The sequence below is a fragment of the Prosthecobacter algae genome, assembly GCF_039542385.1.
GTDB classification, from domain to species: Bacteria; Verrucomicrobiota; Verrucomicrobiia; order Verrucomicrobiales; family Verrucomicrobiaceae; genus Prosthecobacter; species Prosthecobacter algae.
In genome coordinates this window covers 138,435-161,789 of sequence record NZ_BAABIA010000008.1, presented here as the reverse complement: position 1 = coordinate 161,789, position 23,355 = coordinate 138,435, and the positions used below count along the sequence as shown (strand labels likewise).

General features: G+C 60.3%; 24 protein-coding genes. 14 read left to right on the top strand and 10 right to left on the bottom strand.

The window, feature by feature from the left end:
- Complete coding sequence (gene cutA, locus ABEB25_RS18665) at positions 1-327, bottom strand: divalent-cation tolerance protein CutA (protein WP_345737950.1); 327 nt, start codon at positions 325-327, stop codon at positions 1-3.
- A 12-nt stretch (positions 328-339) separates the two neighbouring features.
- Between cutA and ABEB25_RS18660 the strand changes: the two genes are divergently transcribed.
- Together ABEB25_RS18660 and ABEB25_RS18655 are read left to right on the top strand one after the other, a co-directional pair.
- The gene (locus tag ABEB25_RS18660; protein WP_345737948.1) at positions 340-1,503 is read left to right on the top strand and encodes a two-component system sensor histidine kinase NtrB; all 1,164 of its coding nucleotides are present in this window, start codon (positions 340-342) and stop codon (positions 1,501-1,503) included.
- Positions 1,500-2,930 (top strand): sigma-54-dependent transcriptional regulator, encoded by a 1,431-nt coding sequence (locus ABEB25_RS18655; protein WP_345737947.1) that lies wholly within the window; start codon positions 1,500-1,502, stop codon positions 2,928-2,930. Before ABEB25_RS18660 ends, ABEB25_RS18655 begins: the two co-directional genes overlap by 4 nt.
- A 70-nt stretch (positions 2,931-3,000) precedes the next feature.
- Here ABEB25_RS18655 and ABEB25_RS18650 read toward each other — a convergent pair whose 3' ends face one another.
- The gene (locus tag ABEB25_RS18650) at positions 3,001-5,211 is read right to left on the bottom strand and encodes an ABC transporter substrate-binding protein (protein WP_345737946.1); all 2,211 of its coding nucleotides are present in this window, start codon (positions 5,209-5,211) and stop codon (positions 3,001-3,003) included.
- An 88-nt stretch (positions 5,212-5,299) separates the two neighbouring features.
- Between ABEB25_RS18650 and ABEB25_RS18645 the strand changes: the two genes are divergently transcribed.
- Positions 5,300-6,352, top strand: a complete 1,053-nt coding sequence (locus ABEB25_RS18645) for an NAD(P)/FAD-dependent oxidoreductase (RefSeq protein WP_345737945.1) — start codon at positions 5,300-5,302, stop codon at positions 6,350-6,352.
- Here the strand turns inward: ABEB25_RS18645 and ABEB25_RS18640 are convergent.
- The 4 genes from ABEB25_RS18640 to ABEB25_RS18625 all read right to left on the bottom strand — a co-directional run bounded on the left by ABEB25_RS18640 (position 6,349) and on the right by ABEB25_RS18625 (position 9,120).
- The gene (locus ABEB25_RS18640) at positions 6,349-7,227 is read right to left on the bottom strand and encodes an HAD family hydrolase (protein ID WP_345737944.1); all 879 of its coding nucleotides are present in this window, start codon (positions 7,225-7,227) and stop codon (positions 6,349-6,351) included. The two genes, ABEB25_RS18645 and ABEB25_RS18640, sit on opposite strands and share 4 nt — an antisense overlap.
- Positions 7,228-7,329: 102 nt before the next feature.
- Entirely contained in the window at positions 7,330-8,226 is an 897-nt protein-coding gene (locus ABEB25_RS18635) for a TIGR01777 family oxidoreductase (RefSeq protein ID WP_345737943.1), read from the bottom strand.
- A gap of 51 nt (positions 8,227-8,277) precedes the next feature.
- Positions 8,278-8,592, bottom strand: coding sequence for a hypothetical protein (locus tag ABEB25_RS18630; RefSeq protein ID WP_345737942.1), 315 nt, complete (start codon positions 8,590-8,592; stop codon positions 8,278-8,280).
- A gap of 60 nt (positions 8,593-8,652) precedes the next feature.
- Positions 8,653-9,120, bottom strand: coding sequence for a GNAT family N-acetyltransferase (locus ABEB25_RS18625; protein ID WP_345737941.1), 468 nt, complete (start codon positions 9,118-9,120; stop codon positions 8,653-8,655).
- Positions 9,121-9,585: 465 nt separating this feature from the next.
- On the opposite strand from ABEB25_RS18625, the gene ABEB25_RS18620 reads away from it, so the two are divergent.
- From ABEB25_RS18620 to ABEB25_RS18605, 4 genes are read left to right on the top strand one after another with little or no spacing between them, the layout of a single operon-like run.
- The gene (locus ABEB25_RS18620; RefSeq protein WP_345737940.1) at positions 9,586-12,045 is read left to right on the top strand and encodes a hypothetical protein; all 2,460 of its coding nucleotides are present in this window, start codon (positions 9,586-9,588) and stop codon (positions 12,043-12,045) included.
- A gap of 14 nt (positions 12,046-12,059) precedes the next feature.
- On the top strand, positions 12,060-12,683 hold the full coding sequence (locus tag ABEB25_RS18615; protein WP_345737939.1) for a GTP-binding protein: 624 nt from the start codon (positions 12,060-12,062) through the stop codon (positions 12,681-12,683).
- A 35-nt stretch (positions 12,684-12,718) separates the two neighbouring features.
- Positions 12,719-13,075 carry a hypothetical protein gene (locus tag ABEB25_RS18610; protein ID WP_345737938.1) on the top strand — a complete coding sequence of 119 codons (357 nt, stop codon included), beginning with the start codon at positions 12,719-12,721 and terminating at the stop codon, positions 13,073-13,075.
- Complete coding sequence (locus tag ABEB25_RS18605; RefSeq protein WP_345737937.1) at positions 13,072-14,169, top strand: glycosyltransferase family 4 protein; 1,098 nt, start codon at positions 13,072-13,074, stop codon at positions 14,167-14,169. The genes ABEB25_RS18610 and ABEB25_RS18605 overlap by 4 nt, the downstream gene beginning before the upstream one ends.
- Here the strand turns inward: ABEB25_RS18605 and ABEB25_RS18600 are convergent.
- Positions 14,166-15,023, bottom strand: coding sequence for an alpha/beta hydrolase (locus tag ABEB25_RS18600; RefSeq protein WP_345737936.1), 858 nt, complete (start codon positions 15,021-15,023; stop codon positions 14,166-14,168). The genes ABEB25_RS18605 and ABEB25_RS18600 overlap by 4 nt on opposite strands.
- A gap of 67 nt (positions 15,024-15,090) precedes the next feature.
- Between ABEB25_RS18600 and ABEB25_RS18595 the strand changes: the two genes are divergently transcribed.
- The 7 genes from ABEB25_RS18595 to ABEB25_RS18565 all read left to right on the top strand — a co-directional run bounded on the left by ABEB25_RS18595 (position 15,091) and on the right by ABEB25_RS18565 (position 20,038).
- On the top strand, positions 15,091-15,552 hold the full coding sequence (locus tag ABEB25_RS18595; protein WP_345737935.1) for a GNAT family N-acetyltransferase: 462 nt from the start codon (positions 15,091-15,093) through the stop codon (positions 15,550-15,552).
- A gap of 55 nt (positions 15,553-15,607) precedes the next feature.
- Complete coding sequence (locus tag ABEB25_RS18590) at positions 15,608-16,861, top strand: type II secretion system F family protein (RefSeq protein ID WP_345737934.1); 1,254 nt, start codon at positions 15,608-15,610, stop codon at positions 16,859-16,861.
- A gap of 68 nt (positions 16,862-16,929) precedes the next feature.
- Positions 16,930-17,379, top strand: coding sequence for a type II secretion system protein GspG (locus tag ABEB25_RS18585; RefSeq protein ID WP_345737933.1), 450 nt, complete (start codon positions 16,930-16,932; stop codon positions 17,377-17,379).
- A gap of 30 nt (positions 17,380-17,409) precedes the next feature.
- On the top strand, positions 17,410-17,871 hold the full coding sequence (locus ABEB25_RS18580) for a pilus assembly FimT family protein (protein ID WP_345737932.1): 462 nt from the start codon (positions 17,410-17,412) through the stop codon (positions 17,869-17,871).
- Between the two features lie 5 nt (positions 17,872-17,876).
- Positions 17,877-18,320 carry a type II secretion system protein gene (locus ABEB25_RS18575; RefSeq protein WP_345737931.1) on the top strand — a complete coding sequence of 148 codons (444 nt, stop codon included), beginning with the start codon at positions 17,877-17,879 and terminating at the stop codon, positions 18,318-18,320.
- A gap of 12 nt (positions 18,321-18,332) precedes the next feature.
- Positions 18,333-19,100, top strand: a complete 768-nt coding sequence (locus ABEB25_RS18570) for a prepilin-type N-terminal cleavage/methylation domain-containing protein (protein ID WP_345737930.1) — start codon at positions 18,333-18,335, stop codon at positions 19,098-19,100.
- Positions 19,100-20,038 (top strand): type II secretion system minor pseudopilin, encoded by a 939-nt coding sequence (locus ABEB25_RS18565; RefSeq protein ID WP_345737929.1) that lies wholly within the window; start codon positions 19,100-19,102, stop codon positions 20,036-20,038. The genes ABEB25_RS18570 and ABEB25_RS18565 overlap by 1 nt, the downstream gene beginning before the upstream one ends.
- A 9-nt stretch (positions 20,039-20,047) precedes the next feature.
- Here ABEB25_RS18565 and ABEB25_RS18560 read toward each other — a convergent pair whose 3' ends face one another.
- From ABEB25_RS18560 to ABEB25_RS18550, 3 genes are read right to left on the bottom strand one after another with little or no spacing between them, the layout of a single operon-like run.
- The gene (locus ABEB25_RS18560) at positions 20,048-21,268 is read right to left on the bottom strand and encodes a DUF1501 domain-containing protein (RefSeq protein WP_345737928.1); all 1,221 of its coding nucleotides are present in this window, start codon (positions 21,266-21,268) and stop codon (positions 20,048-20,050) included.
- A 4-nt stretch (positions 21,269-21,272) separates the two neighbouring features.
- A complete protein-coding gene (locus ABEB25_RS18555; RefSeq protein WP_345737927.1) occupies positions 21,273-22,772 on the bottom strand; it encodes a DUF1800 domain-containing protein in 1,500 nt (499 codons plus the stop codon).
- 9 nt (positions 22,773-22,781) lie between these two features.
- Positions 22,782-23,288 carry a hypothetical protein gene (locus ABEB25_RS18550; protein ID WP_345737926.1) on the bottom strand — a complete coding sequence of 169 codons (507 nt, stop codon included), beginning with the start codon at positions 23,286-23,288 and terminating at the stop codon, positions 22,782-22,784.
- Between the last annotated feature and the right edge of the window lie 67 nt (positions 23,289-23,355).

The following is a 23,355-nucleotide window of genomic DNA, read 5'->3' as shown; positions in this document are numbered from 1 at the left end:
TCAGGCTGGGCTGAGCACTTCTGCCGCCACCCACTGGGCATACGCCGCTGAAGCGTGCCCGGCGGGGATGGCCACGATCTCTGGCACCTCGTAGGGATGCAGTTCACGCAGGCGTTGCTCCATGGCAGGATAGGTGGTGGAGGTGGTCTTGAAGATGGCCAATACTTCAGCGCCCGTTTCCACTGCGCCTTTCCATCGGTAGATGGAGGTCAGGCCTGGACACAGATTGACACAAGCCGCCAGTTGCGATTCAACTAGCTTTGTGCCAATCTGACGCGCTTTTTCAAGATCAGGAAACGTAGATAAGACCAGCAGTATGTCCGTCATGGCCCCCAGTGTATGAGATCTGCCTTCATCGACAAGCTTCTGAAAAAAATGGACCGCCTGGAGCCTTCCGAGGTGCAGAGCGTGGTTCTGGAACTGATGAAGGAGAAAGGTTTTTTGGAGAAGACCTTTCAGGCTTTGCAGGAGGGCGTCATCCTCTTGGACCCGGAAGGGCGTGTGACTTACGTCAACAGTGCTGCCTGCCAGCTTTTCGGCCTTAAGGCGGAGCAGGTGATCGGGCAAAAGCTCACTCAGGGCATGCGCGGGCTGGATTGGTCGGAACTGCTGAAGCCGGGCACCGTAGTCAGCCGGGATCTGGAGATTTTCTACCCGGAAAACCGTTACCTGAATTTCTACATCACTAGCATAGATGACGACCAGCCTATCGGTTTTGTGATGCTCATCCGGGATGTGACAGAGACGCGCAAGCGCACCGAGGAGCAGATCGAGAGCGAAAGGCTCAATGCCTTTACCCTGCTGGCGGCGGGGGTGGCCCATGAATTGGGAAATCCGCTCAATTCCCTCACCATCCATCTGCAACTGCTTGAGCGGAGGCTGAAAAAAATGGGCAAGCCAGGGGAGCCGCTGCGCGAGCACCTGGATGTGGCCACGGGTGAGATCAAGCGCATGGACGGCATCATCAGCCAGTTCCTGGCCGCCATCCGCCCCACCAAGCCCCAGCTTCAAAAGGTACTGATTTCCGAGTTGCTGCAAGAGAGCCTACGCTTTCTGAAGCCGGATCTGGACCAGGCAAAGGTCAAAGTGCGGCTGGATCTGCGGGCTGACATGCCGGCCATGCCTCTGGATGCTGACCAGATGAAGCAGGCGATGTACAACCTCATTCGCAACGCCTGCCAGGCCATGCCCCAGGGGGGCAGCCTGACGATCCATGGCAGCTACACGGATTTTGAGGTGAGGCTCAGTTTTGAAGACAGCGGCAGGGGCATCAGCCCAGAGCAGATGGGCAAGCTGTTCCAGCCTTTCTCCACGACTCGTGCGACTGGTACCGGGCTCGGCCTACTCATCGTCCGCCGCATCGTCCGTGAGCATGGCGGTGAGATTGACATTGAAAGCCGCGCCGGCAAAGGCACGCGGGTGAGCCTGTGGCTGCCGCTGGTGGAGCGAAAAGTGAGGCTGCTGGAGGCAGGCCCCGAAATTCCAAGTGACAAACATTCATGACCGATCCTGCGACCATCCTCATTGTGGACGATGAAAAACATACCCGTGACGGGCTGCGCCTGTCGCTGGAGGATGATTTTGACTGCTATGTGGCCTCGAATGCGGCGGAGGCGATGGAGCATCTGAAAAACGACCACGTGGACGTGATGCTGACAGACTTGCGGTTAGGTGAGGATGACGGGATGAAGTTGCTGGAGGCCGCCCTGCACCTGCCGCATGCCCCCGTTTGCATCATGATGACCGCCTATGGCAGCGTGGACACGGCGGTGGAGGCCATGCGCCGCGGAGCCTATCATTTCGTCACCAAGCCGTTGAACCTCGATGAAGTGGAGCTGCTGGTGAAGCGCGCCTTGCGCAGCCGTAGCCTGGAGCATGAGAATAAGGCCCTGAAGCAGCAGGTGGAGCAGAAGTACTCGATCGAAGGCATCCTGGGCAAGGCGGATACGCTGAAACCCATCTTGGAAACCATCCAGCAGGTGGCCCCCACCCGGGCCACCGTGCTCATCGAAGGGGAAAGCGGCACGGGCAAGGAGCTCGTGGCCCGCGCGGTGCACAACTTGAGCGGACGGCCGAAGTCAAAGCTGGTGACGGTACATTGTGCGGCCTTGTCGCCGCAGATCTTGGAAAGCGAGCTTTTTGGCCATGAGAAGGGCTCCTTTACCGGTGCCCAGGAGCGGCGGATCGGGCGCTTTGAGCTGGCCGATGGAGGCACGCTTTTTCTCGATGAGATTGGCGAAATTGATGCGAGCACCCAGGTTAAGCTGCTGCGTGCCCTGGGCGAGCAGACGATTGAGCGTGTCGGTGGCAGCAAGCCCATCAAGGTGGATGTGCGGGTGGTGGCCGCTACCAACAAAGATCTGGCGAAGATGGTGGAGGAAGGGAAATTCCGCGAGGATCTTTACTGGCGGTTGCGGGTGGTCACCATCCACATGCCACCTCTGCGGCTGCGAAAGGGGGACATCCCGGTGCTGGTCGAGCATTTCCTCAAGGATCTGGCGACAGCCAATGGCAAGAGCTACAAACCGCTGGGCGAGGATGCCCTGCCACTGCTGATGACCTATGACTGGCCAGGAAACGTGCGTGAACTGCGCGCCGCCATCGAGCATGGCGTGGTGATGAGCAACAGCAGCCGGGTCATGGCGAAGCATCTGCCTGCCTACCTTTCCCAGCCGGGCGGCCTGGGCTGGCGACTGCCATTTCCAACGGCCACCCCTGGCACGGGCAGCGATACTGGCCTCGCCCAGCCGCCAAAGGCAGCGCTGGACATCCACGAGATGGAAAAGCAACTCATTCTAAAGGCGCTCGAACAGGCGGACAATAACCGCAGCGAAGCGGCAGAACTCCTGGCCATGAGCCGACGCACTCTTCAGCGGAAGCTCAAGGAAATGGGCATGGTGCGCAAGCACCGCAAGCGCGTAAAGTCCTGAGCCGGACAACGATCTGTCCGATCGTTTGTTAGGTTGCTGCGAAGCTGTGTTTGCGCCACCTGCTGTGGCGTCACTTTTTCAGCACTGGCAGCAGCACGCGGACCGTTGTCCCTTCGCCGGGGCTACTTTGGATCTTGATGGTGCCCAGGTGGCTTTTGACAATGCCGAGCACGGCGGCCATGCCCAGTCCTCGGCCGGTGAACTTGGTGGAGAAAAAGGGGTCGAAGACCATGCCGAGGATCTCCTGGGACATGCCTTGGCCCCGGTCCGCAATGTCGAGGTAAAGATATTCACCGGGTGGTGGGGCGGGGTCCACGTGATTCTCCTGAAGATAGGCGACGTCGCAGTCCACCGTCCCAGTGCGGAGATGCACGGTGCTGGCACCTTCGGCAGCCTCGGAGGCATTGGTGAGAAGGTTGATAAGCAGGTGGCGCAGGCTTTCCCCGTCTGCGTGGATGGAAACGTCGGGTCCCTGGTGCTGCCACTCCAGCAGGTGGGAGGATGGCAGGCAGCACTTCAGGGTGGGCAGCGACTCTTCCATGAAATGGCGCAGGGATGTATCCTCAAACTGGTGCATGCCGTGTCCGGTGCAGGTGAGCAGGACCCGGTTCAGAGCGGCCACGCGCTGGCTTTCCCGGAGCACGCCGTCCATGAAGTCGCGGGTCTGTCCTGCGGGAGACTGCATGCGGGCCAATTCGGCATAGCTGGTTAGGGCCTGCAGGATGTTGTTGGAGTGGTGACATACGCCGTTGGCCAGGCGGTGCAGACTTTCGTACTTTTGGGACTGGATGAGGCGGTCCTTCAATCGGGACTGATGGCTCTCGGCCATCTTCAGGGAGGTGATGTCCTCGATGACGCTGAGCAGGCCGATGATTTCGCCTTGATCGTTTCTGAGAGGTACCTTGCTCTGATAAAAGGAGCGCAGGTTCCCCCCTGCGGTGCGAAAGGTTTTGTCGCTGAGCAGGACGGAGCGTCCCTGGTCCATGACCTCGTCATCGGAAAGGTCGTTGGTCTCAGGAGCATCCTGCCAGGGGAGGCGGTCGCTGGTGAGGCCACGTGCATTTTGTGGACTGCCAAAACCGGCATAGTCGGCAAAGACTTGGTTGCAGCCCAGGATGCGTGACTGACGGTCTTTCCAGACCACGCCGACGGGAATGGTGTTGATGACGGTCTGTAGCATCGCCTGGGCTTCGCGCGCCTGGCGTTCAGCATTGGTGATGCGGTTGTTGACCCGGATGAGGCCGAGCACCAGGGCCGCCAGCAGAAAGGTGCTGCCCATGGTCCCTCCCAGTGTCCACCAGAGCCATGAAAGATCCTTCTTGGGATCCCGCTCGTAGAGAAAGCCGTCGAGCGAGTAGCCTTCTGGTAGCATGCCCAGTCGGACGTAGGTATCACCAATGTGCCGCCAGCGGCCTTCATTCATGTGGCCGATGTCGATGAGTTCGGAGAACATCAGCCGGGCCATTTCATCGGCTTCATAGTGCAGGCCCTCGCGGCTGATGGGGCACTGGTAGCGGGACTTGAGGAGATCAATGATTTCCTCGCGGTGGCTCATGGCGTACTGCCAGCCTTTGAGTGTGGCATCAAGAAAGGCGCGTACGCGGGCCGGATGCTGGCGGATTTCTGCCTCCGTCGTGTAGAGGCAGTCGCCATAGAAGTCCACCCCATAGTCGCGTGGCTGCAGGAGCCGGAAAGGGATGCCCCGTTCGCGCAGTAAGAAGGGTTCATTGATGGTGTAGGCCCCCATACCGGCGATGACGCCGCTGAGCATCTTTTCTGGGCTAAACTCATAGGGGATGGTCTTGACCGCATCCGCCGCGAGGCCCTCGTTTTTAAACATGGCCAGCAGGGCAGGGGTGTCCTCTGGAGAAACGGCGACGGTCTTACCGGCCATCTGGTGTGGCGTATTGATGCCGCTGGCACCTGGTACCAGCAGGACTTCAGGCGAGTGCTGCAAGATGGCGGCCAGGGCGACTACGGGACTGCCCTCGTTGCGATGGATCACCATGGAGGAAAGGGCCACGGCATACTGGCAGTTTCCGGAGGTGAGTTCATCGGCAAAATGGGTTTCTGGCCCGCCTTCCTTCAGCGTGACATCCAGCCCCGCTTCCTTGTAGAAGCCCTTTTCCAAAGCCGCATAGTGGCCGGCGAACTGGAAGGCGTGTTTCCACTTAAGTTGTACGGTGATTTTTTCCTGCGCATGAGCCGCAAGGGAGAGTAGGAAAAGGCAGGCCAGCAGGACTGGCTGCAGAGCTCCTCGGAGGTTGGGGGGATGCAACATCACAGGTGGACAGCCTCCCATCTTCCGGCGTTTGAATCCAGCAGGATTTGCCTTTCATGATCGTCTGCCTGAAGGATGTGCCACATCCATGAAACCACGTTTTCTCATCATCGGCCAGGGGCTGGCGGGCACAGCCCTGGCCTGGCGGCTGCATCAGCGTGGTCGGCGCTTTTTGATTGTGGACCGGGACGTGGCACAGACATCTTCCAAGGTGGCGGCAGGCTTGGTGACACCCATCACGGGCATGCGGCTGAACCTCAGTTGGCGCTATGGCACGCTCTACCCGGAAGCCCTGGCTTTTTATCAGGAGATTGAGACCCTCTTGCACCAGCGCTTTTATCATGAGGTGCCCATTGTGCGCCTGCTGCGGGATGAGAAGGCGGCGGCTCTCTGGGAGAAGCGGCGTCTGCAGCCAGAGGTGCAGCCTTATCTTGCCAATCCCTCTCCGGGGCCGCTGGTGGATGAGATCTTTTTTGCCAATCCCCACGGTGGATTCCAGCAGCAGCACAGCGGGTGGTTGGACACTGCAGCCTTCCTGGCGGCAAGCCGGGAGCATTTTCAAAACCTCGGGGCCTGGCAGGCTGGGGAGGTGGTGCCGGAGTCGCTGGGTATTGAGGCCTCCGGCGTGGTCTGGCAGGGCGAGACCTTTGAGGCGGCTGTTTTCTGCACAGGCTGGGAGGCGGCGTTGCATCCTTGGTTTGACTGGGTGCCCTTTCGTTCGGCGCGGGGCACCGTCCTCAGCCTGAAAGCAGAGACGGGGAACGAGCCCCGCATCATCAATCGCGGCTGCTGGCTGCTGCCCCGGGCAGATGGCAGTTTGCGGGCCGGACCCACCTATGAGCTGGACTTTGCGGATAGTGAAACGCCCGCGCCAGAGGCCCTGGCGGGTCTCGACAAAAAGCTGCGGGCACTTCTAAAACAAGACTTCACAGTCACCAGCAGCCAGACGGGAGTGCGCCCGATCATCCGAGGCCATGAGGCATTGATTGGCCGACATCCGGGGCGGCCTCAGATCGCCTTTATGAATGGCCTGGGCTCCAAAGGAGTCTTGCGCGCTCCATGGGTAGCGCGGCAACTGGCGGAACACTTGGTGGACGGAAGTCCTGTCGAGGCCGGTTTGGACCTCTCCGGTAACGTTTAAAAATGCGGAGCGGAGACGGTGCCTTCCTCAATCTCCAGCTTCTTCCGGCGCACGATGTTGTCTGCGATGCTGAGGACCATTTCCTCCAGCAGCAGGCGCAGGTGGCTGCCGGGCCGGTAGTCTGCCGGGGCGATATGTTTCACCCGGTCTGCCAGGGCGCTGAGCTGGTAGCATTTGCGGAAGCTGGCGCGGTTCGATTCATCCGGGTTGTAAACGGCGATGGCATGGCCGCCATAGCGTTTCATCAGGGTGAAGCAGGGCACATCGGTGGGGCCATCACCGACATAGATCATGTTTTCAAAGGGGATGGGACGCAGCTCCGGGTCCATGTGGTCGTTCACATCTTCATGCGGTTCCAGCATGCCTTTGTTGATGCGGAAGATGTACTGAGTCTTGGTGGTGTGGCTGATGACGCGTTTGGGGAAGCTGATGCGGCCATCTTTGTCCTGGCCGAATTCGCAACCAAAGATGCGTTTGACGAAAGGGGCCAGGGAACTGCCATCTAGCAGGATCTTCAGGCCGGAGGAGATGATATAGTGCTCGATACGGATGCCTAACAAACGATGCTGGCTGCTGAGGACGCCGTTCATCTCATTGAAGATTTCCGGCACGCCCTTGTAGTAGCGCAGCTTGGCACCCAGGATGCGAAGCTCTTCATTGGTGGGCCGGTCCATCTCCAGGTAGTCGAGCATGCACTTCAGGTAGGCCAGTTCACCATCGTAACCTTCCTGGTCCACCAGCTCGCGGCTTTTTTTCCAGAACTGGCCGGGGTTGATGCCGAAATGCGGGAAGAGCGTCTCGTCCTGCATGTAGGTGGGGCTCAGCGTCTGGTCGTAGTCGTAGATGATGCCAATCGTGGTCTGGAGGGCGGCCATGGGAAGTGAATGCGGGAGGAATTTGCTGCGGGGCAATGTGCGGCGGTTTTCCCAGGGAGCAACCCCGGCCCGTGTGGGCGGATGGATGCTGCGGCGGCTGCCTCAGCTCAAGGCCACAAAAGCATCTTCGAGCTTCGGGTAGGCGAAGCGGTAGCCCAGATTTGTCGCCTGATTGGGGATGGCACGCTGGCTGCAGAGAAGCATCTCTTCAGCCATGCCACGCAGCAGGAGGCGAAGCGCCAGGGCCGGCGCATGGAGAAAAGCGGGCCGCTTCAGGCTATGGGCTAGCTTGGTGGTGAAGTTGCAGTTCAGCTCCGGATGGGGTGAGCAAAGATTCAGCGGGCCAGTGACCTGACTGTTTTCAATAGCCCAGAGCATGAGGGCGGCTTCGTCCTCGACATGGATCCAGGACATCCACTGGCGGCCTTTGCCCAGCCGACCTCCTAGACCATAGCGAAAGGCGCGACTCATCAGCGGATAGGCCCCGCCGTTTTCGGCCAGGACCATGCTGGTGCGCAGATGGACGACGCGCGCTCCCCAGGTGGTGGCCTGTCTGGCGGCCCCCTCCCACTGCCCGCAGAGATCGGCCAGAAAACCAGTCCCTTGCGAAGACTGCTCATCCAGTAGACTGTCTCCCCGGCTGCCGTAGTAGCCGATGCCCGAGGCTGCGAGGACGGTGGTGGGCCGGTTTTCTGTGCTCCAGCTCTGGAGGTGGGCCATGATGGCCTGGGTGAGGTCTACCCGGCTCTTCCAAATGCGGTTCTTCTTGTCAGCGGTCCACAGACCCATCAGCGATTCACCAGCAAGATGGACGAGGACATCCAACCGGGTTTCTGGCAACTTGGCGGGCGTTTCGGCGGGCAGTTGCAGCGTGTGGGCCGCATCGCGCAAAGGCGTTTTTTGACGGCTGTAGGCGATGACCTCGTGGCCGCTGGCGGTGGCCAACTTGGCAAAGGCTCGACCGATCAACCCCGTGGCTCCTGTGATGCCAATACGCATGTAGTATTTTTACGTCAGTGCCCCGCAAAAGGGAACCCGAAAAAAACGAGGTCAGCGTTTCCACCAGTCGGCCTGTCTTTCCCAGGAAGGACTGGGGGGAGATCGTTCGGCCGATTTTTCATCGGCTGTCTGGATGATTTTGTCTTCATCGCTGTCGGCCAGTTCCATCAGCAATTCAACGTGCGGAGCTGGCCGGGTGCTGCGTCGCCAGATTTGCCAGGCGGCCATGGCAAAGCAGCCCAGCAGGAAAAAGAAGAAGCACAGGGTGGCGATGACAAACCAATCCATGGCCTCTGTGTTGGCCGCATAGGCGCCGCCTGCCGTCGGGTGCCGGAGGTAGAGGGGAAAGGCGAGCGGCAAGTTCACGATGGAGAGAATGACGAGATGATTAGCAGCAGGTCTTGCGGGCTCCTCCATAATGGGAGGTCACTCAAATACGAGCCGCATCGGAATCATGCTGGAGAAAGTGAAGCCGTGCTTGGCAAAAAAGGTCTGGGATTCCGCACTCAGCTTGTCTGTGAGCAGGGTGATGCGGCGGAAATGTTTTTCGCGGGCAAACTCAATGGCATGTTCCAAAAGCCGCCCCCCATAGCCCATACGCCGATGCTGGGGATGCACGATGACGTCCTCCATGAGGATGACGAGTCCGCCCTCAGCGGTGCTGATGGTGAAAAGCAGGTTAACCATGCCAATGACCATGTGGTCGGTCCGCAGGACAAAGATGCGGCCACGGTTGGGCTGCTCCAAAATGAGGCGCAGACCGTGCTCCTGCTTGTTCTTGTCGGGCCGGAAGTCCGCTTCTTCGCTGAAAAGCGCCACCAGCAGCTCGACGAGCTGTGGCATGTCTTCAATGGTTGCCGGCTCGATGCGCGGCTCGGAAGTAAGGCTGGACATTGATTGTAATTTAGCCGGGGCTGAAGCAACCGCAATCAGCTTCATGAGTAGCTGAGGGCAGGAAAAACGGTTGGGTTATTTTTCTGAAGACGGAACTCTCATCGCAGGCTGCATTGTTTTGTGGATGGTAGGATCGGAGGCAATCAGGCAAATCTCCCGGAGGAAAAGTCTGGACTTAAGAACTCTTGATTATTATGTTGTGTGAATGGCGTGCCTCAGCTTGAGGCTAGGCCTGTCCGTTTCGACCGTTGAGTTCAATTCAATCGCCTTTGGCTTTTTAAACAGCACCCGCTCCCGATGGGATTTTCGTTTCGCAGCATGTTTCAATCGGCCACTGATCCCCAAGGTCAGCCTCCGGAGGCGACGTCTGCCCAGGGCTTTGGGGCAGGAGGCCCGCAAGCCTTTTCGCCACAGTCCCCGAATACTGCTTCGCCATTTGGCAGCACCAACCCGCTTTTCAAAACCGTGACAGGAGAAACCATGCAGGCGGCTCCGATCCAGGCCTCACCTTTTGCAGCTCAGGGGGCGGCTTCTGGCAATGCCCTGCTGACGGTGGGGGATGTGCTTCCGCAACTGCCTCCGGATCTCGTGCGGCTGAATGCCCTCTCGCCGGACCAACCTGTTGCCGTCAGTGCGCAGGTGCTGGATGCAGCCCTGCGCAGTGGCCAGGCGGCCCTGCCCATTTTTGAGATCTACCGGGTGTGTCCGGCGCTGTTCCAGACGCCGGTGTCTCCGCAAGACCCACGTCTGGTGCCGCTGCCTGCCTCGAAGCTGCCTCGCCTCATTGCCAGCGCTCAGCAGGCTGGAGCACCTGCTACAGCCCAGCCTTCGCCATTTGCGACGGCACAACCCGCAGCCAGCCCATTTTCCTCCACTTCCGCCTCTGGTAGCCCGCTGAATGTGTTGCCTCCCCGGCGCAACGGGCCACCGCCTCCCCTGGCGGATATTCCCCGTGAGACTGCCTCCCCACTGTCTCTGCCCACAGCGGGGAATCACCCCGTGTTCCCAGTCAGCCCGTTTGCCACCATGGCTCCGGCCGCTAGCAGCCAGGGTGAAACTTCTCCCGCGTCACCTTTCAGTGCCCGGCCGCCAGAACCCGCTGCCGCGCCGCCAGCCAGTCTTTTTGCCAGTGCCAGCCCGCCTCCATCTGCACAGGTATCCTTTGCCGCCCCTGTTTTTGAAAACACAGGAGGGGCCACACCTGCTTCGCCATTTGCGGCCATGACGCCCGCTGCCCCCGCCACGGCTGTGCCTGCGGAAACACCATTTGCCAGCCTGTTTGGTCCGAAGGCGGTGCCCACCGGCCAGCCTGCGCCCGATGCCCCCGCACGGTCTGCGTCGGCTCCGCCTGCGTTTGCCAATCCGGTCTCCGCGAACACGCCGAATCTGCGCATCAGCCTCGCCAGCCTGCTGCGTGGCTACAGCGTGGCTGAACTGGGGTTTGACCCCATCATGGTGCCGACCTGGATCATGACCAGCCAGCCAGCCTCCCTGGTGCGGGAATGGGCGCAGTCTGATACGCCGCTGGCGGAGCTGGGAATGCTGATTGATGGAGTGACGGATGTGGGCTTCCGCAATGTGCTGAACCATGCAAAGCGGGATTTTCAGCTACGCATTCCGCCGCAGGAAATCACTGTTGCCCTGGCTGGTACGGCTGCCTCCACACTGCCCAATCTGGCCAGCATGGGCCTCGCGGGGCATACCACTTCTCCCGCTGCCCCCCCACCGATGAGGGTGGAGGCTCAGGCCCCTGCCGCATCCTTCACGGTCAGCCCGCCATCGAATTTTGGTGAGGCTCCTTCTTCGGGTTCTCCTTTTGCAGCACCGGCTGCCTCAGCATCCGTTCCTCTTTTTAGTGCGCCAGAAGCACCTTCTGCCCCTGCTACTCCGACGTTTGCGTTCGCACCGCCTTCGCAATCAGCTTCTGCTTTCCCGGCGGCCCCCATGGCAAATTTGCAGGCTGCGCCACCTGCCTTCGCCAATCCTTTTGCTGTGCCTCTAGCTGCCTCTGTGCCTCAGGCCCAGGATGTCTTTGCCGATGAGCCGCCTCAGTCGCCGGATCATTCTGCGGGCCTTTCAAATTCCTTTGCAGCTCCAGTGCAGGCTCCTCCTTTCCAAGGCCGGGATGTACCTTCAAATCCCTTTGCTGCATCGCCAACACAGGAGAGTCCCTCGGCCTTTCCGCCATCGATGCTGACAGCGGAAGGTTTCAGCAGCGCCCAGCTTTTGGGCAGCCCGCTGCCCGAGGTGCCTCCAGCACCGGCACTTCCGGTGACCAATCCTTTCACCGGCAAGACCGCGACTCACATCGTGGATGTGCCGGATGAAACCCCGCCGCCTGTGCCCATCATGGCTCCTCCTGCTGAAACACCTGCGCCCGCAGCTCCGACGAGGTCGGCGATGGCCTTTATGCCCCCGGTTTCTGAAGCTCTAGAGGAGCCCCTGCGTTCGTTTCCACCAGCCCCGCCGCAAAAGTCTGCTCCCCGTTCGATCCCGACCGCACCTGCCCTGGGCATCCAGTCTCACGATACCAACCCAGATCAAATTCTTCTCCGTGCCTTGCTAGGAACGGATGATGAATTGACGCCGCAGAAGATTGTCGAAATGGTCTGCGGCCTGCCGGGAATCGCCGCCTGCGTGTGTTTGCAGGGTGACCGTGCCATTTCGCATGTGGGGGCGCACAAACCTCAGGCCCGTGAGTTCCAGCGCCAGGCTACAGATCTGGCCCATCACCTGCGCACGTTGGCTCCACTCATCGGGATCGAGGGGGCCGAAACCTTTACCCTGATGTCTGGGGACCGCCTCATGACCTTCTGTTTCCCGGAAGGGGCGATTCTGGGCGTCTTGCATGATGCAGACCCTTCTCTGGGCCTGCGTGATAAGATCACCTTGATTGCACGCGAGCTTTCTCGGATGCTGGATTAAATCCGCGTCCCACCATGCCTGCCATCCATCCCGAGCAAAAGACGGTCAGTTTTAAGATCGTCTATTGCGGCACACCGCTGAGCGGGAAGACCGCGAACTTGCAGCAGATCCATTCAAAGCTGGACCCACATGGGCGGAGTGATCTCGTCAGTCTGTCCACGGCCAAGGATCGCACCCTGTTCTTTGATTTTCTGAGTGTGGAAAGCGCGGCGATCCCTGGTTACAAGACCGCCTTTCACCTCTACACCGTGCCTGGGCAGGTGACTTACAATGCCACGCTGCAGCTCGTGCTGCGCCAAGCCGATGGCGTGGTCTTTGTGGCAGACAGCCAGATGGACCGGCAACGCGAAAATGTGCAGGCTTTTCAGGCCCTGGAGGCCAACCTGCGGCTCAATGGCAGTTCCCTGGACCGCCTGCCCCTAGTCCTTCAGTACAACAAACGCGACCTGCCCAACACCGCACCCGTCGAGTATCTGGAATTTCTGCTCAACAATCGTCCGGTGCCCTGGCTCAGCTTTGAAGCCGATGCCCGGGGCGGTCGCAATATTCTGGCGACGCTGAACGCGATTTCTCAGGCCGTGCTGGCCCAGTTCCAAACTCGGCAAAACCAGCCTGAGCAAGCAGTGGCCCTGGCCTGAAGATTTGCTCCGATGACGAACCTACTTTTGTTCCTTTGATCGCCGCCCTCATCCACCCCGATGGTCACCTGACCGCCCTTCGCGGCACGCTGACTGCCGATCCAGCCAGTATTGCCGCCCTGGGCCATGCCGTCCACGCGGCCGGGCATGAGCTGGCGCTGCGGGCAGGAACGTCAGCAGTGCAGAGCATCACCCTCAATGGGGCCACGGGTTGCCTGACCCTGTTACCAGTACCCCAAGGGGTGCTGCTGATGGAGCATGAAAACTCAGTGCCACCGGAGGTGCTACAGGCCATGGCCGAGGCCTGCCTGGCCCAGCCAGCGCCACCCCAGGTCTCCCCGCCCACGGCTCCCATCAGCCTGGCCGATGCGCTGCATGCCGCTGCCCCATGAAGCTTGCGCTCATCCGCCGTCAATTTGCCGCCACAGGAGGGGCGGAGCTTTACATGCAGCGTCTGGTGGCCGCCCTGGCTGCGGCGGGGCATGAGGTACATCTTTATTCGGAGAACTGGGAAGGCATGCCCGATGCCGTGACGCTGCACCGTGTGAATGTCCAGGCTCCCCGCGCACTGCGGCCGGTGCGTTTCGCGGAAATCGTGGCGCAGATGATGGCTCCGGTGACCTATGATGTGGTTTTCAGTCTGGAGCGCACTGTCTCACAGGATGTCTATCGTGCTGGGGATGGCGTGCACAAGGTGTGGCTGGACCAGCGTCGGCATTACGCCTCCTGGTGGCGGCGCCCGTTTGTTGGGCTGGGGGCTTTTCACAGCAACATGATGGCGCTGGAAAAGCGTACCCTGGATCCCGCCGTGACGAGGCATGTCATTGTCAATTCCGAGATGGTCCGAAGGGAGATCGTGCGTGAGTTCGGGTACCCGGCAGAGCGAATCCACCTCGTGCGAAATGGCATCAATGCAGCCCGGTTTCAGCAGGCGGACCGCGTGGGTACACGCCAGCGCTTCGGCCTTGCGGAGGGCGATTTTGTCATGCTTTTTGTTGGGTCTGGCTGGGAGAGGAAAGGTCTGCACTTTTTGTTACGCCTGATGTCCCGTTTGGAAAAGACGGATCCGCAGGTGAAGCTTCTGGTGGTGGGTAAGGGGCGGCTGGCTGGGCCAGTGCCACGCAACGTGATCCTTGCCGGACCGATGCCACAGGTGGAAAATGCCTATGCCGCCGCAGATCTACTGACCTTCTTGCCCATCTATGAGCCGAGCTCCAATGTGGTGCCGGAGGCCCTGGCCAGCGGCCTGCCCGTCATCACCAGTGTGTTCAATGGCGCGGCGGAGTGGTTGACGGAGGGAGTGAATGGTCACGTTTTGCCAGCCCCAGAGGACACCGATGCCCTGGAAAAGGCGGTGCGTTTTTGGATGGTGCGGCCCGATGCCCGGCCCGTGCCTTGTGAGCATGCGCTGGATCTGGAAACCAATGTCCGTGAAACCCTGCGGGTGCTGGAACGGGTGGCTGCCGAAAAGCGTGCGGAAGGCTAAGGATCAATGGACTGGATGAACTTGATCACCTGCTGAAAGCCAGCATCGCCGGGCTTGGCCATGTTGTGGGCTACCGAGCCATGGTCGCGGTTTTTGATCTTCTTCACCATGATCTTGGGGTGGCCTTCATCCCGCAGGGCAGCAGCCAGTAGCTCGTTTTCTTCTGCCCGTAGGGCCATGTCCTCGTCCGCATACAGGATGAGCATGGGCGGGGCGTCCTTGCGTGCGTGATAAATGGGGGCCGCCAGATCGGCAATCAGACGTTTTTTCGGCAGGCCCCGCTCCTGGCGGATGGTGTAGTGGGTGAGTGTCTGGCCGGCCACTGGGACGAGTCCTGCGATGTCGCTCAATTTCAGGCCTTGGGCGGCAAGATACTGGTCATCCAGCCCGGCCATCAGGGCCAGGTATGCTCCGGCAGAGTGTCCGCCAAGGAAGACACGCCCCGCATCCCCGCCATGGGTGGCGATGTGCTTTTTCACCCAGGCAAAGGCAGCGGCGGTGTCCTGAATGTAGGCCGGGAATTCGGCCTTCGGGCTCAGGCGATAATTGATGCTGGCCACGGCAATGCCAGCACTGGCAAAGTGCCGGGCGATATCGGCCTGATGGGCACCATTTTTACTGCCACCCGTGATGCCCCCGCCATGTAGCCAAACCAGGGTGGGGAAATCCTTTTTCTCCGCTGGCAGGTAGAGATCCAGCTTGCAGCGTTCGGTTTCGTACTGGCTGAGCTTTTCACCATCCTTGTAAAGGAGGTCGGCGATGACCTTGACGGCGGGTTTCTCCGCTGAGGCGAGAGTGGCGGTCAAAAGACCGATTCCGAGCAGGAGAGGGCGGCAAAAAGAGGTGGCGGTCATGGACGTGGCAATTATCAGTATGGGTGGCTGGGCCCGGTGCGGCAATGCCGGATCTGCTTACCCCTGAATGTCTGCTTCATTGCTTTTCCGCGAAGCCACCGAGTCTGACCGGCCTGCCATGGCGGAGATTTATCTGCAATGCCTCGCGGAGGCCGACTGGATGTCTGAAAGCTTCAAGGCCGGGGTGGATTTCGACCGCGATACCGAGGGGGAGCTTCTTTTCGTGGTGGAACGGGGCGGGGAAGTCGTCGGTTTTGTTTCCTTCTGGGAGCCGGAGTCCTTTGTCCACCATCTGTATGTGGCTCCCGCGGCCCAGGAAAGAGGGGTAGGGTCGCTTCTGCTGATGGAGCTTCAGCATCACGTGCGCCTGCCTTGGCGGTTGAAATGTTCCCAGGACAATGAGCGGGCGCATCGTTTTTACCTGTCGCGAGGCTGGGTGCAGGTGGAGCTGGGCGACTCGGATGCCGGGCCATACCGGCTCATGGAATGGGCTGGAAGTCTGTCATCTCTGTCACCAAGAGAATCTTAGGCCCCTCGACAACGTCTTTGCAACAAACGCGGGCTGTGCTTGTCTCACGCCTTCCATGCCCACCTTTGCCTATCAAGCTGCAGATACCTCCGGACGCGATGTTGCCGGGACCATCGAGGCGCAGGACCGCGCCTCGGCCCTGCGGCAACTGACAGGCAAGGGCTTGCAGCCCTTTAAGATCAGCGAGGCGGCAGGCAAGGCAGGACCCGTGAAGGCGGCGGCCAAGACCAAGGCAGGTGAGGTGGTGGATGAAAATGCCCCCATCAAGCTGGGCAACAGCCAGCTTCAGCTTTTCACGGAGGAGCTTTCTGAACTTCTTGAGGCCGGGATGCGACTGGAGGCGGCCCTGAAACTGATGGAGGGCAAAGGCACCACGGGCACGCATAGCCGCATCGCCCGCCGTCTGGGCAATCTTATCCGCGAAGGTCACCCCTTCAGCAGTGCTCTGCGCCAGTCATCGCCCTCCTTCGGAGAGCTTTTCTGCTCCGTCGCTGCGGCAGGTGAGGCGGGCGGTTCTCTGGCGGATGCTATGCGCAGGCAGGCGCAGTATCTGGCGAGCGTGAGGGAGATGCGCAGTCAGGTGGCGGTGGCGCTGATCTATCCCGGGTTTCTGTTTGTCTCCGCGATCGGTGTGACGGTCCTTTTCACCACCTTCCTCATTCCCCGGCTGAGTGTGATGATGTCTCATATGAAGGGCGGTGTGCCCAAGGGGCTTCAGTTTGTGCTGTCGGTCTCTGAATTCATGCAGACATACTGGTGGCTCATCTTGGCGGTGTTGGCGCTGCTATTTCTGGCGTTCTGGGTCTGGTCCCATTCTACCTCGGGTCGGCCTGTGTGGGACCGCATGCGGCTGAAGATGCCGCTGGTGGGCAATGTGCTGATGACGAGCTTTCACAACCAGTTTTTGGAAACGCTCGCCAGTCTTTCAGGTGGCGGCTTACCATTGCTGAAAGGGCTGGAACTGGCCTCACGGGTTTCCTCGAACCAGTACGTGCAGAAGCAGCTCGAGCACGTCATCACCAGCGTGCGGGATGGAGCCTCTCTGTCGCGCGGTCTGGAAAAGACGGCGCTCTTTCCCACCAAGCTTTTGGAGATGGTGCGCATTGGTGAGCACACCGGCGATCTCAGCGGCACGCTGCGCCGCACGGCGGACCGTTGTGGCCGCGAGCTGAGCAAGAGCCTGGAAAAAATGATGGCCCTGCTGCAGCCAGTCATCATCCTGGTCATGGCGGCCCTTGTGGGCGTCATGGCTTACATCATGATCTCAGTCATTTTTGAAACGGTCTCCGCCATGAAAAGCCGTGGCTGATAAATAATGCCTCGCCGATAACTAATCCCGAACGTTTTGCCTCCCGCCCTTCTCCAACTTACCTCAGCATGAACATCCACCCCATCCATTCGCACCTTCCCAGCCGAAGCCTTAACCGCGTTTTCCATCCACTGCGCAAAGCCTTCACTCTGATGGAAATGATGCTGGTGCTGGCCATCATTGCCTTGCTCATCGCCATTGGTGCGGTGGCTTTGCAGAACGTGCAGGGCGGTGCTGAAATCACGGCGGCCGAGGCCCACATGAATACCCTCAAGGTGGCTATTACGCAGTACAAGACCCTGAACCGTACGCTGCCTGGCAAGCTTGAAGATCTGGTCACCCCTCCGGCCAATGCCCGTGTGAAAAAAGGCCTTCTCAAAGAGAGCGGCATCACGGATCCTTGGGGTTCCAAGTACCAGTACCGCAGCCCCGGCAAAAAGAATGGCGAGCCGTATGAAGTCTTCTCCATGGGACCTGATAAAAAAGAGGGCGGCGATGACGATGTCTTCTCTGACTGATCCCATCTTTGCCCCGCCGGGGATCTGGCCATGAAACGTACCCATCCCCGCCCTTCACGCGCCGCCTTCACGTTGCTGGAACTCATCGTGGTGATGAGCATCATGCTGCTCGTCATCGGGCTGGGCTTTGGCAGCTTTTCGCTTCTGGAAGACAATGATCCTTTCCAGAAACCAGCGCAGGAACTGACCGAGATGTCTCGGTTTGCCATCAGTGCTGCGGTGCTACAGCACCGGACCATGACGATTGCCTTTGATAAGGAGGGTTTCCGACTGCTGGGGGCCACGGGCGGGAAAGGCCAAGCCTTTCAGGTCCCCAAAGGGATGAAGGTACTTATCCAGCGGCTGGGCGGAAAGGGCTGGGAAAAGGCGGAGGGACATTTTTGGCCTTTCGGTGAGCAGGGCATCTGTGAACCGATCCGCATCCGCTTTGAATCCACCCAGGGCTCGCGCGAGTTGGCCTTTCATCCTTTGACGGGCAACACGGTGGAATAACGATCATGAACGTCCGCCTGCATTCAGTCTCCGCTTCGCACCCATCCCTCCGAACCAGGGCAGGGATGACGTTGATGGAGGTGCTGCTGGCCCTGGCCGTCTTCAGCATCGCCGCGATGGCGTTGGTAGGCACCCTAACTCAGATCGCCTCAGTCAGTTCCGATTCCCAGCAGTTGCTGGAGATCGAGCAAAGTCTGGAATCCTTGATTGATGAATATGGCAAGATGCCGCAGATCCGGGAGATGGAGGAGCAGATCAAACCGGGTACTGATGGTGTGGCCTACCGGGTGCTCATTCAGCAGGTCAAAGATCTGCAAAACCAGGATGGGCGCTTTCTGCAAAATACTTTCCGCATCCAGGTTACAGCACGCTGGGATGATGGCAGCGGGCCTATCGAAATGAATGCCGAAACTTATCGTTATGCCGGGGCCTTCCTGCCTCTGAACTGAGGCGAACTCTGAATGAAAATCCATCTTCCATCTGCTGCGTGCCGGGCCGCCTTCACCCTCATCGAGATGGTGGTGGCGATGTCGGCCTTCCTCCTGCTCATGGGGGGCATCTTTGCTATTGCCAATGGCACGATGGAGATGGGTAGCGACCTGACCCAGATCCAGGAGCGATCCATCATCCGGCAGAACTTTATTTCCTTCATCCGGCGCTCTTTCCGCAACCTGCCGGGTGAGGCGGAGGTGCGGCTGACGGTGCAGGCCCGAGGGAATACCTATGTGCCGAGCCTGAACTTTGTGAACGGGGGCACGTCCTTTACTCCCGGCACCGCTTTGCCTCCCGATACCAGCGTGGACCTGTTTGCGGAAGAGCGCCCCGGTGGTTACCTGCGGGTGGCCCTGCGGGAACTGGATGAGCGGCAGACGCAGGCCCTGCGCTCGGGCCAAAATGTGCGCTACACGAAGAACCAGGGCATGATCCCGCTGATGGACAATGTGACCCGCTTTGAATGGCGATTTTATGATCCCGCCAGCAACCGCTGGGAAAACAACTGGAAGCAAAACCGCCGCCCCCTGCTGGCAGAGCTGAATCTGAAGCTCGACGATGGTTTTGAAACCCGTGCGGTGTTCTGGATTCCGCCCGTTGTGCCAAATGCGGTCTCGGGTGGGGGAATTTTGCCGCCGGGGACTGGCGGGCCCGGCACCGGCGGCCCTGGAACGGGCAATCCGGACGACGTCATCCCTCCGCCTCAAACCCCTGGCCAGCCGTTGCCACAACCGTGATGAAAAGCTGTCATTCGTCATCTTTGGTTAGGTGTGGTCTCCCTCGCCGTGGGGCTGCGCTGCTGGCTGTCCTGTGGGTCATTGCCCTGCTGATCGGTCTCGTCGCTGCAACGTCACTGCTGCTGATGCAGGACATCGAGCTGGCGGCGGTGAAGAGGCAGGTATTCCGCGCAAGGATGCTTTCGGAAGCGGCTCTGGCCATCGCCATGAATCCGGACATCAAGCCGGATGATCCGCTGCTGCGCCGACAGGTGGCGCAGGATGAGCGTTTTCTGGTGGAGATGACCGGGGAGGACGGGCTGCTGAATCCCAACGTGCTGCTGCAGCGCGAGGACAAGGACACCCTGCGCCGCATTTTCCTCTACTGGGGCATGAACATCCAGCAGGCGAACATGCTGATCGACCGCATGCTGGACTGGGTGGACGGCGATGACTTTGCCCGTGTGCAGGGTGGGGAGCGCAAGCTCTACAACCGCAACGGCATGCCTTTCAATCGGCCCTTCCGCTCCATCGAAGAGATGGCGCTCGTGAGCGGCATGGACATGGTGGAGCAAGGATATCCGCAGTGGCGCGACTGGTTCAGCATTCATGCCAGTGGTGTGCTGGATGTGAATGAGGCACGCCCGGAGGTCATCGCGGCTGTTACTGGTGCCGACATGCGCTTTGCCCAAAATCTGCGCAGTCAGCGTGTGGGCCGCGACGGCCTGCTGAACACGGACGATGACAACCCGATGCCGGATCTGGCCAGTGCTTTGGCCATCCTGGGTATCGCCTCTGGAGATCCTCAGTCCCTGTCCTCACTGCTGTCTGTGAACAGCAGCACCCGCCGCATTTTGGTGAAGGTGCAGGTGGGCGATCTGGAGCGCCAGACTGCCGCCGTGGTGCGCGGTGCCATTGGCCAGGGGGCCACGGCGATTCTTTGGATGGGGGAAAAGTAGCAACTCTCTTTACATCAGGCCGATGTGCTTGGCGGGCATGCCAGGGAAGACCTTGGCCTCCTCATCATCCTTCAGACCCACGCTGCCGCGCAAGACTTCGGCAAAGACCTGCCGGTAGTCCGTTTCAGCCAGCAGGCCGCCGGGACCCGGGGTGTTCACATTGACGTCGTCATCGGCCTGGATGGGCCAGCCGCCCAGCACCTGCCCGCCTTTGACTCGGTCTCCTAGCGCCATGAGCGTAAAGCCCCGGCCATGGTCCGTGCCCAACGAGGCGTTTTCATACACCCGCCGACCAAACTCCGTGGTGACCATGAGAGTGTAGTGGGCACGATGGTCTTTCAAGTCGGTCTCCAGGGCTGCCAGACCTTCGGCCAGGAGGCGGATCTGCCCGGCCTGGGTGCCGCTGCTGTTGCCCTGAAAAAAATGGGTGTCCCAGCCACCGAGATCAATGCAGGCGATCTGGAGGCCGAGCCGTGCCTTGATCAAACGGGCGATTTCGCGCAGACCACTGCCGAATGGAGCAGGAGGGTAGCTGGCCCCATGCTCGGGAGCATCGGCGCGATGCTGGAGGTTGGAGATGCGGCGGAAGAGATCCAGTGTTTCCACCCCTCGTTCACCCAGCAGACTGACATCGGCTCCGTAGAGGGCATTCAGGGCACCCGCCACCTGTTCGGCTTGCTTGCCAGCGGCCTTGAGGCTGATGTCCTCCAGATGCTCCAGCACACTGGCAGCAGGGGCACCACGCAGAGATTCCGGCAGGCTGGTGCCGATGGCCACGGCGGAAAGTGGGGAAACTTTGGCCCCGGTACGCAGCCGCAGGTAGCGGCCCAGCCAGCCTCCACCTGCGGGGATGCCGTGCATGGAGTCGCCATGTTCCATCTGGTCCTGGCATTCAAAATGAGAGCCGCTAGTGTTGTCCACGCCGACGGATTGCACGGCCCCGAGACGACCTTCGTGATAGGCGGCCTCCAAGGGTTTCAGCGCCGGGTGCAGCGCATAGCGGTCCGTGAGGCGAATGGCGGCATCGCTGCCTTTGCCGGGAGCCGGAATGGCCAGGGCAGGGCGCAGACGGTAGTAACGGTCATCGGCATACGGCACCCATAGATTCAGCGTATCCGCCCCTCCTCGCAGGAAGACGTGGACGAGGGTATGATCCCCCGCTGCTTCAGCTACTGGGGCGGCGGCAAAAGCAAGCTTGGATAGGAGGGCGCGTCGGGTAAGGGAGGACATGGGATCAGCACCTCTGAAAGGCTGGGCTGGCCAGGATGAGGCCGATGGAAGATTCTGGGGAGCCAGGGGCAAACTGGTCCAGCGCCGTGATTTCAGGCGCAGTGGGCTGCCGGCCGATGAAGTGGGCAAACCAGCGTGTGATGTCGGCTTCGGCATCCGGCTTTCGAAGTGCGCGGCGGAGAAGCCGTAACTCCACCTTGGCACCCAACTGTTTGTTAGCCGCGAGGGCCAGGGCAAAATTCCAGCGCCACATTAGCGTGCCCATCCAGGGCAGTTCATCATCGGGATAGCCATCGGGCGTGGGGTATTGAAACAGGCCATGGCCCATGCGTTGTAGTGGTTCGAGGATGGTCTTTTCGGCCTGAGTATCTGCGGCCAGTGCCCGGAGGGCGGAGACCATGAATTTGAAGGGGCGCTTGAGAAGCTGTCCCCGGCTGGCCAGAAATTCGTCCGATTTCAGGATCACTCGGAGCAGGCTACGGATGTCTCCCTGCGTGCAGGTGAACTCGTCCGCCACGCGTTTCAGCAGGCTAGCGGGTGGAGTGGGGCTGACGAATCGCCTGCACAGTTTCAGGGCGATGTGCTGGGCCGTGGCAGGGTGTTCGCAAACGATGGCTACCAGCCGGTCCAGATCCCCGGGACCGCCGCCAGCGGGAATGCGGTGACCCAGCACTTGCTTGGCCCCATCATCATGCCAGTCGGGACGAAAATAGGACTCTCCCTGGTTCAGGGCGAAGACTCGCTTGGCATCAAAGGTCCAGCCGCTGAGGCAGCGTGCCGCTTCATAAACATCCTCCTGGGTGTAACCGCCATGCACGCCCAGCGTGTGCAGTTCCATCAGCTCACGGGCGTAGTTTTCGTTTGGCTGGTCGGTGGTTCCTCGGCGCACCTTGTTGGTCTTACCGTCCAGATAGACCAGCATGGCCGGGGACGTGGCTGAGGCGCGGATGAGATCGCGAAAGCTGCCCAGGGCATGCTTGCGGATGACGTCGCGATCATCGCTCGGTTTGAGGTAGATGCAGTCGCCTTTCTCGAGGTCGATGTTGAGGTGGTCGGTCCAGAATTCCACCATGACCTCCAGGAGCTGCCGGCGGCTGTAAATGGCACGCAGCAGCGCATGGCGGGTCAGCTCCTCCCGCAGCACCGGTTTGCGAAATTCATAGGCATCCCCGGCACTGAAGTAGAGCGACTCAAAGCGTTCCGCACGCAGGTCGCAGGCCGTGTCGGAGATGGATTCTGGGTGGAGTTGTTCTTCGATCCAAGCGTCGCGGCCCATTTTTTTCAGGGCGGCCACATCGCCCGGCCAGGGGCCGAAGGCAGCGCGGGAGAGCAGGTGAAAGTCGGTGTCGATCTCCGCGCTTTCCACCGAGGTGAGGTGCGGAGGGACGGCTTCGCCTAACCAATTTTGGTTGATCGCGGTGGTGACGCGCTCGCAGCTTGCCAGAAGGGCACCGCCGCTGCCCAGAGCGGCGCTCTTGAAAAGATCTCGGCGGGCCAACTTCATGAGTGCACTCTAGAGTGAGGTGTTTTCCACCGGGCTGGAGACGGCCAGTATGGGCGCTTTGGAAAACCGGGCACGCAGGGCGATGCCCCAGCCCATCACCGCCAGGAGTGGCAGCAGCACCGCCCAGCCGACGACGGGGAGAAGGGCACAAAGCACCAACGTCAGCCCGCCGTGCTTGGTCTGGCGCCAAGGTTCTGCGTGCGGCCACAGCCGCTCCCCGATGAGGGAGGCGATGCCTCCTGCCCCCATGAAGCCCCAGGCGATGATGATGCCCCCCAGCAGGACGGCCAGCGCTCCCATCTTGGGCGCTTTGGAGAGCACCGTGATGAGAACCACGCTGCCAATGAGCGGGATCAGTCCGAGTAATAAGCATTTAAACAGGCCTTTTCTGGCGGCTTCCTGCTGGCGCAGCACGGTCTCTGGCCACAGACCACGGGCCAGGAGCCAGAGAGCTGGCAACGCGATGACAAACCCGGCTGCGATAAGCAGCCACATGAGAACGGTGGAGAAGAGCATGAGGAAGATGGTGGACGAGTGGCTGAACGCCCAACCTCCATCGGCGGTAACGAAGATTCATCACAGC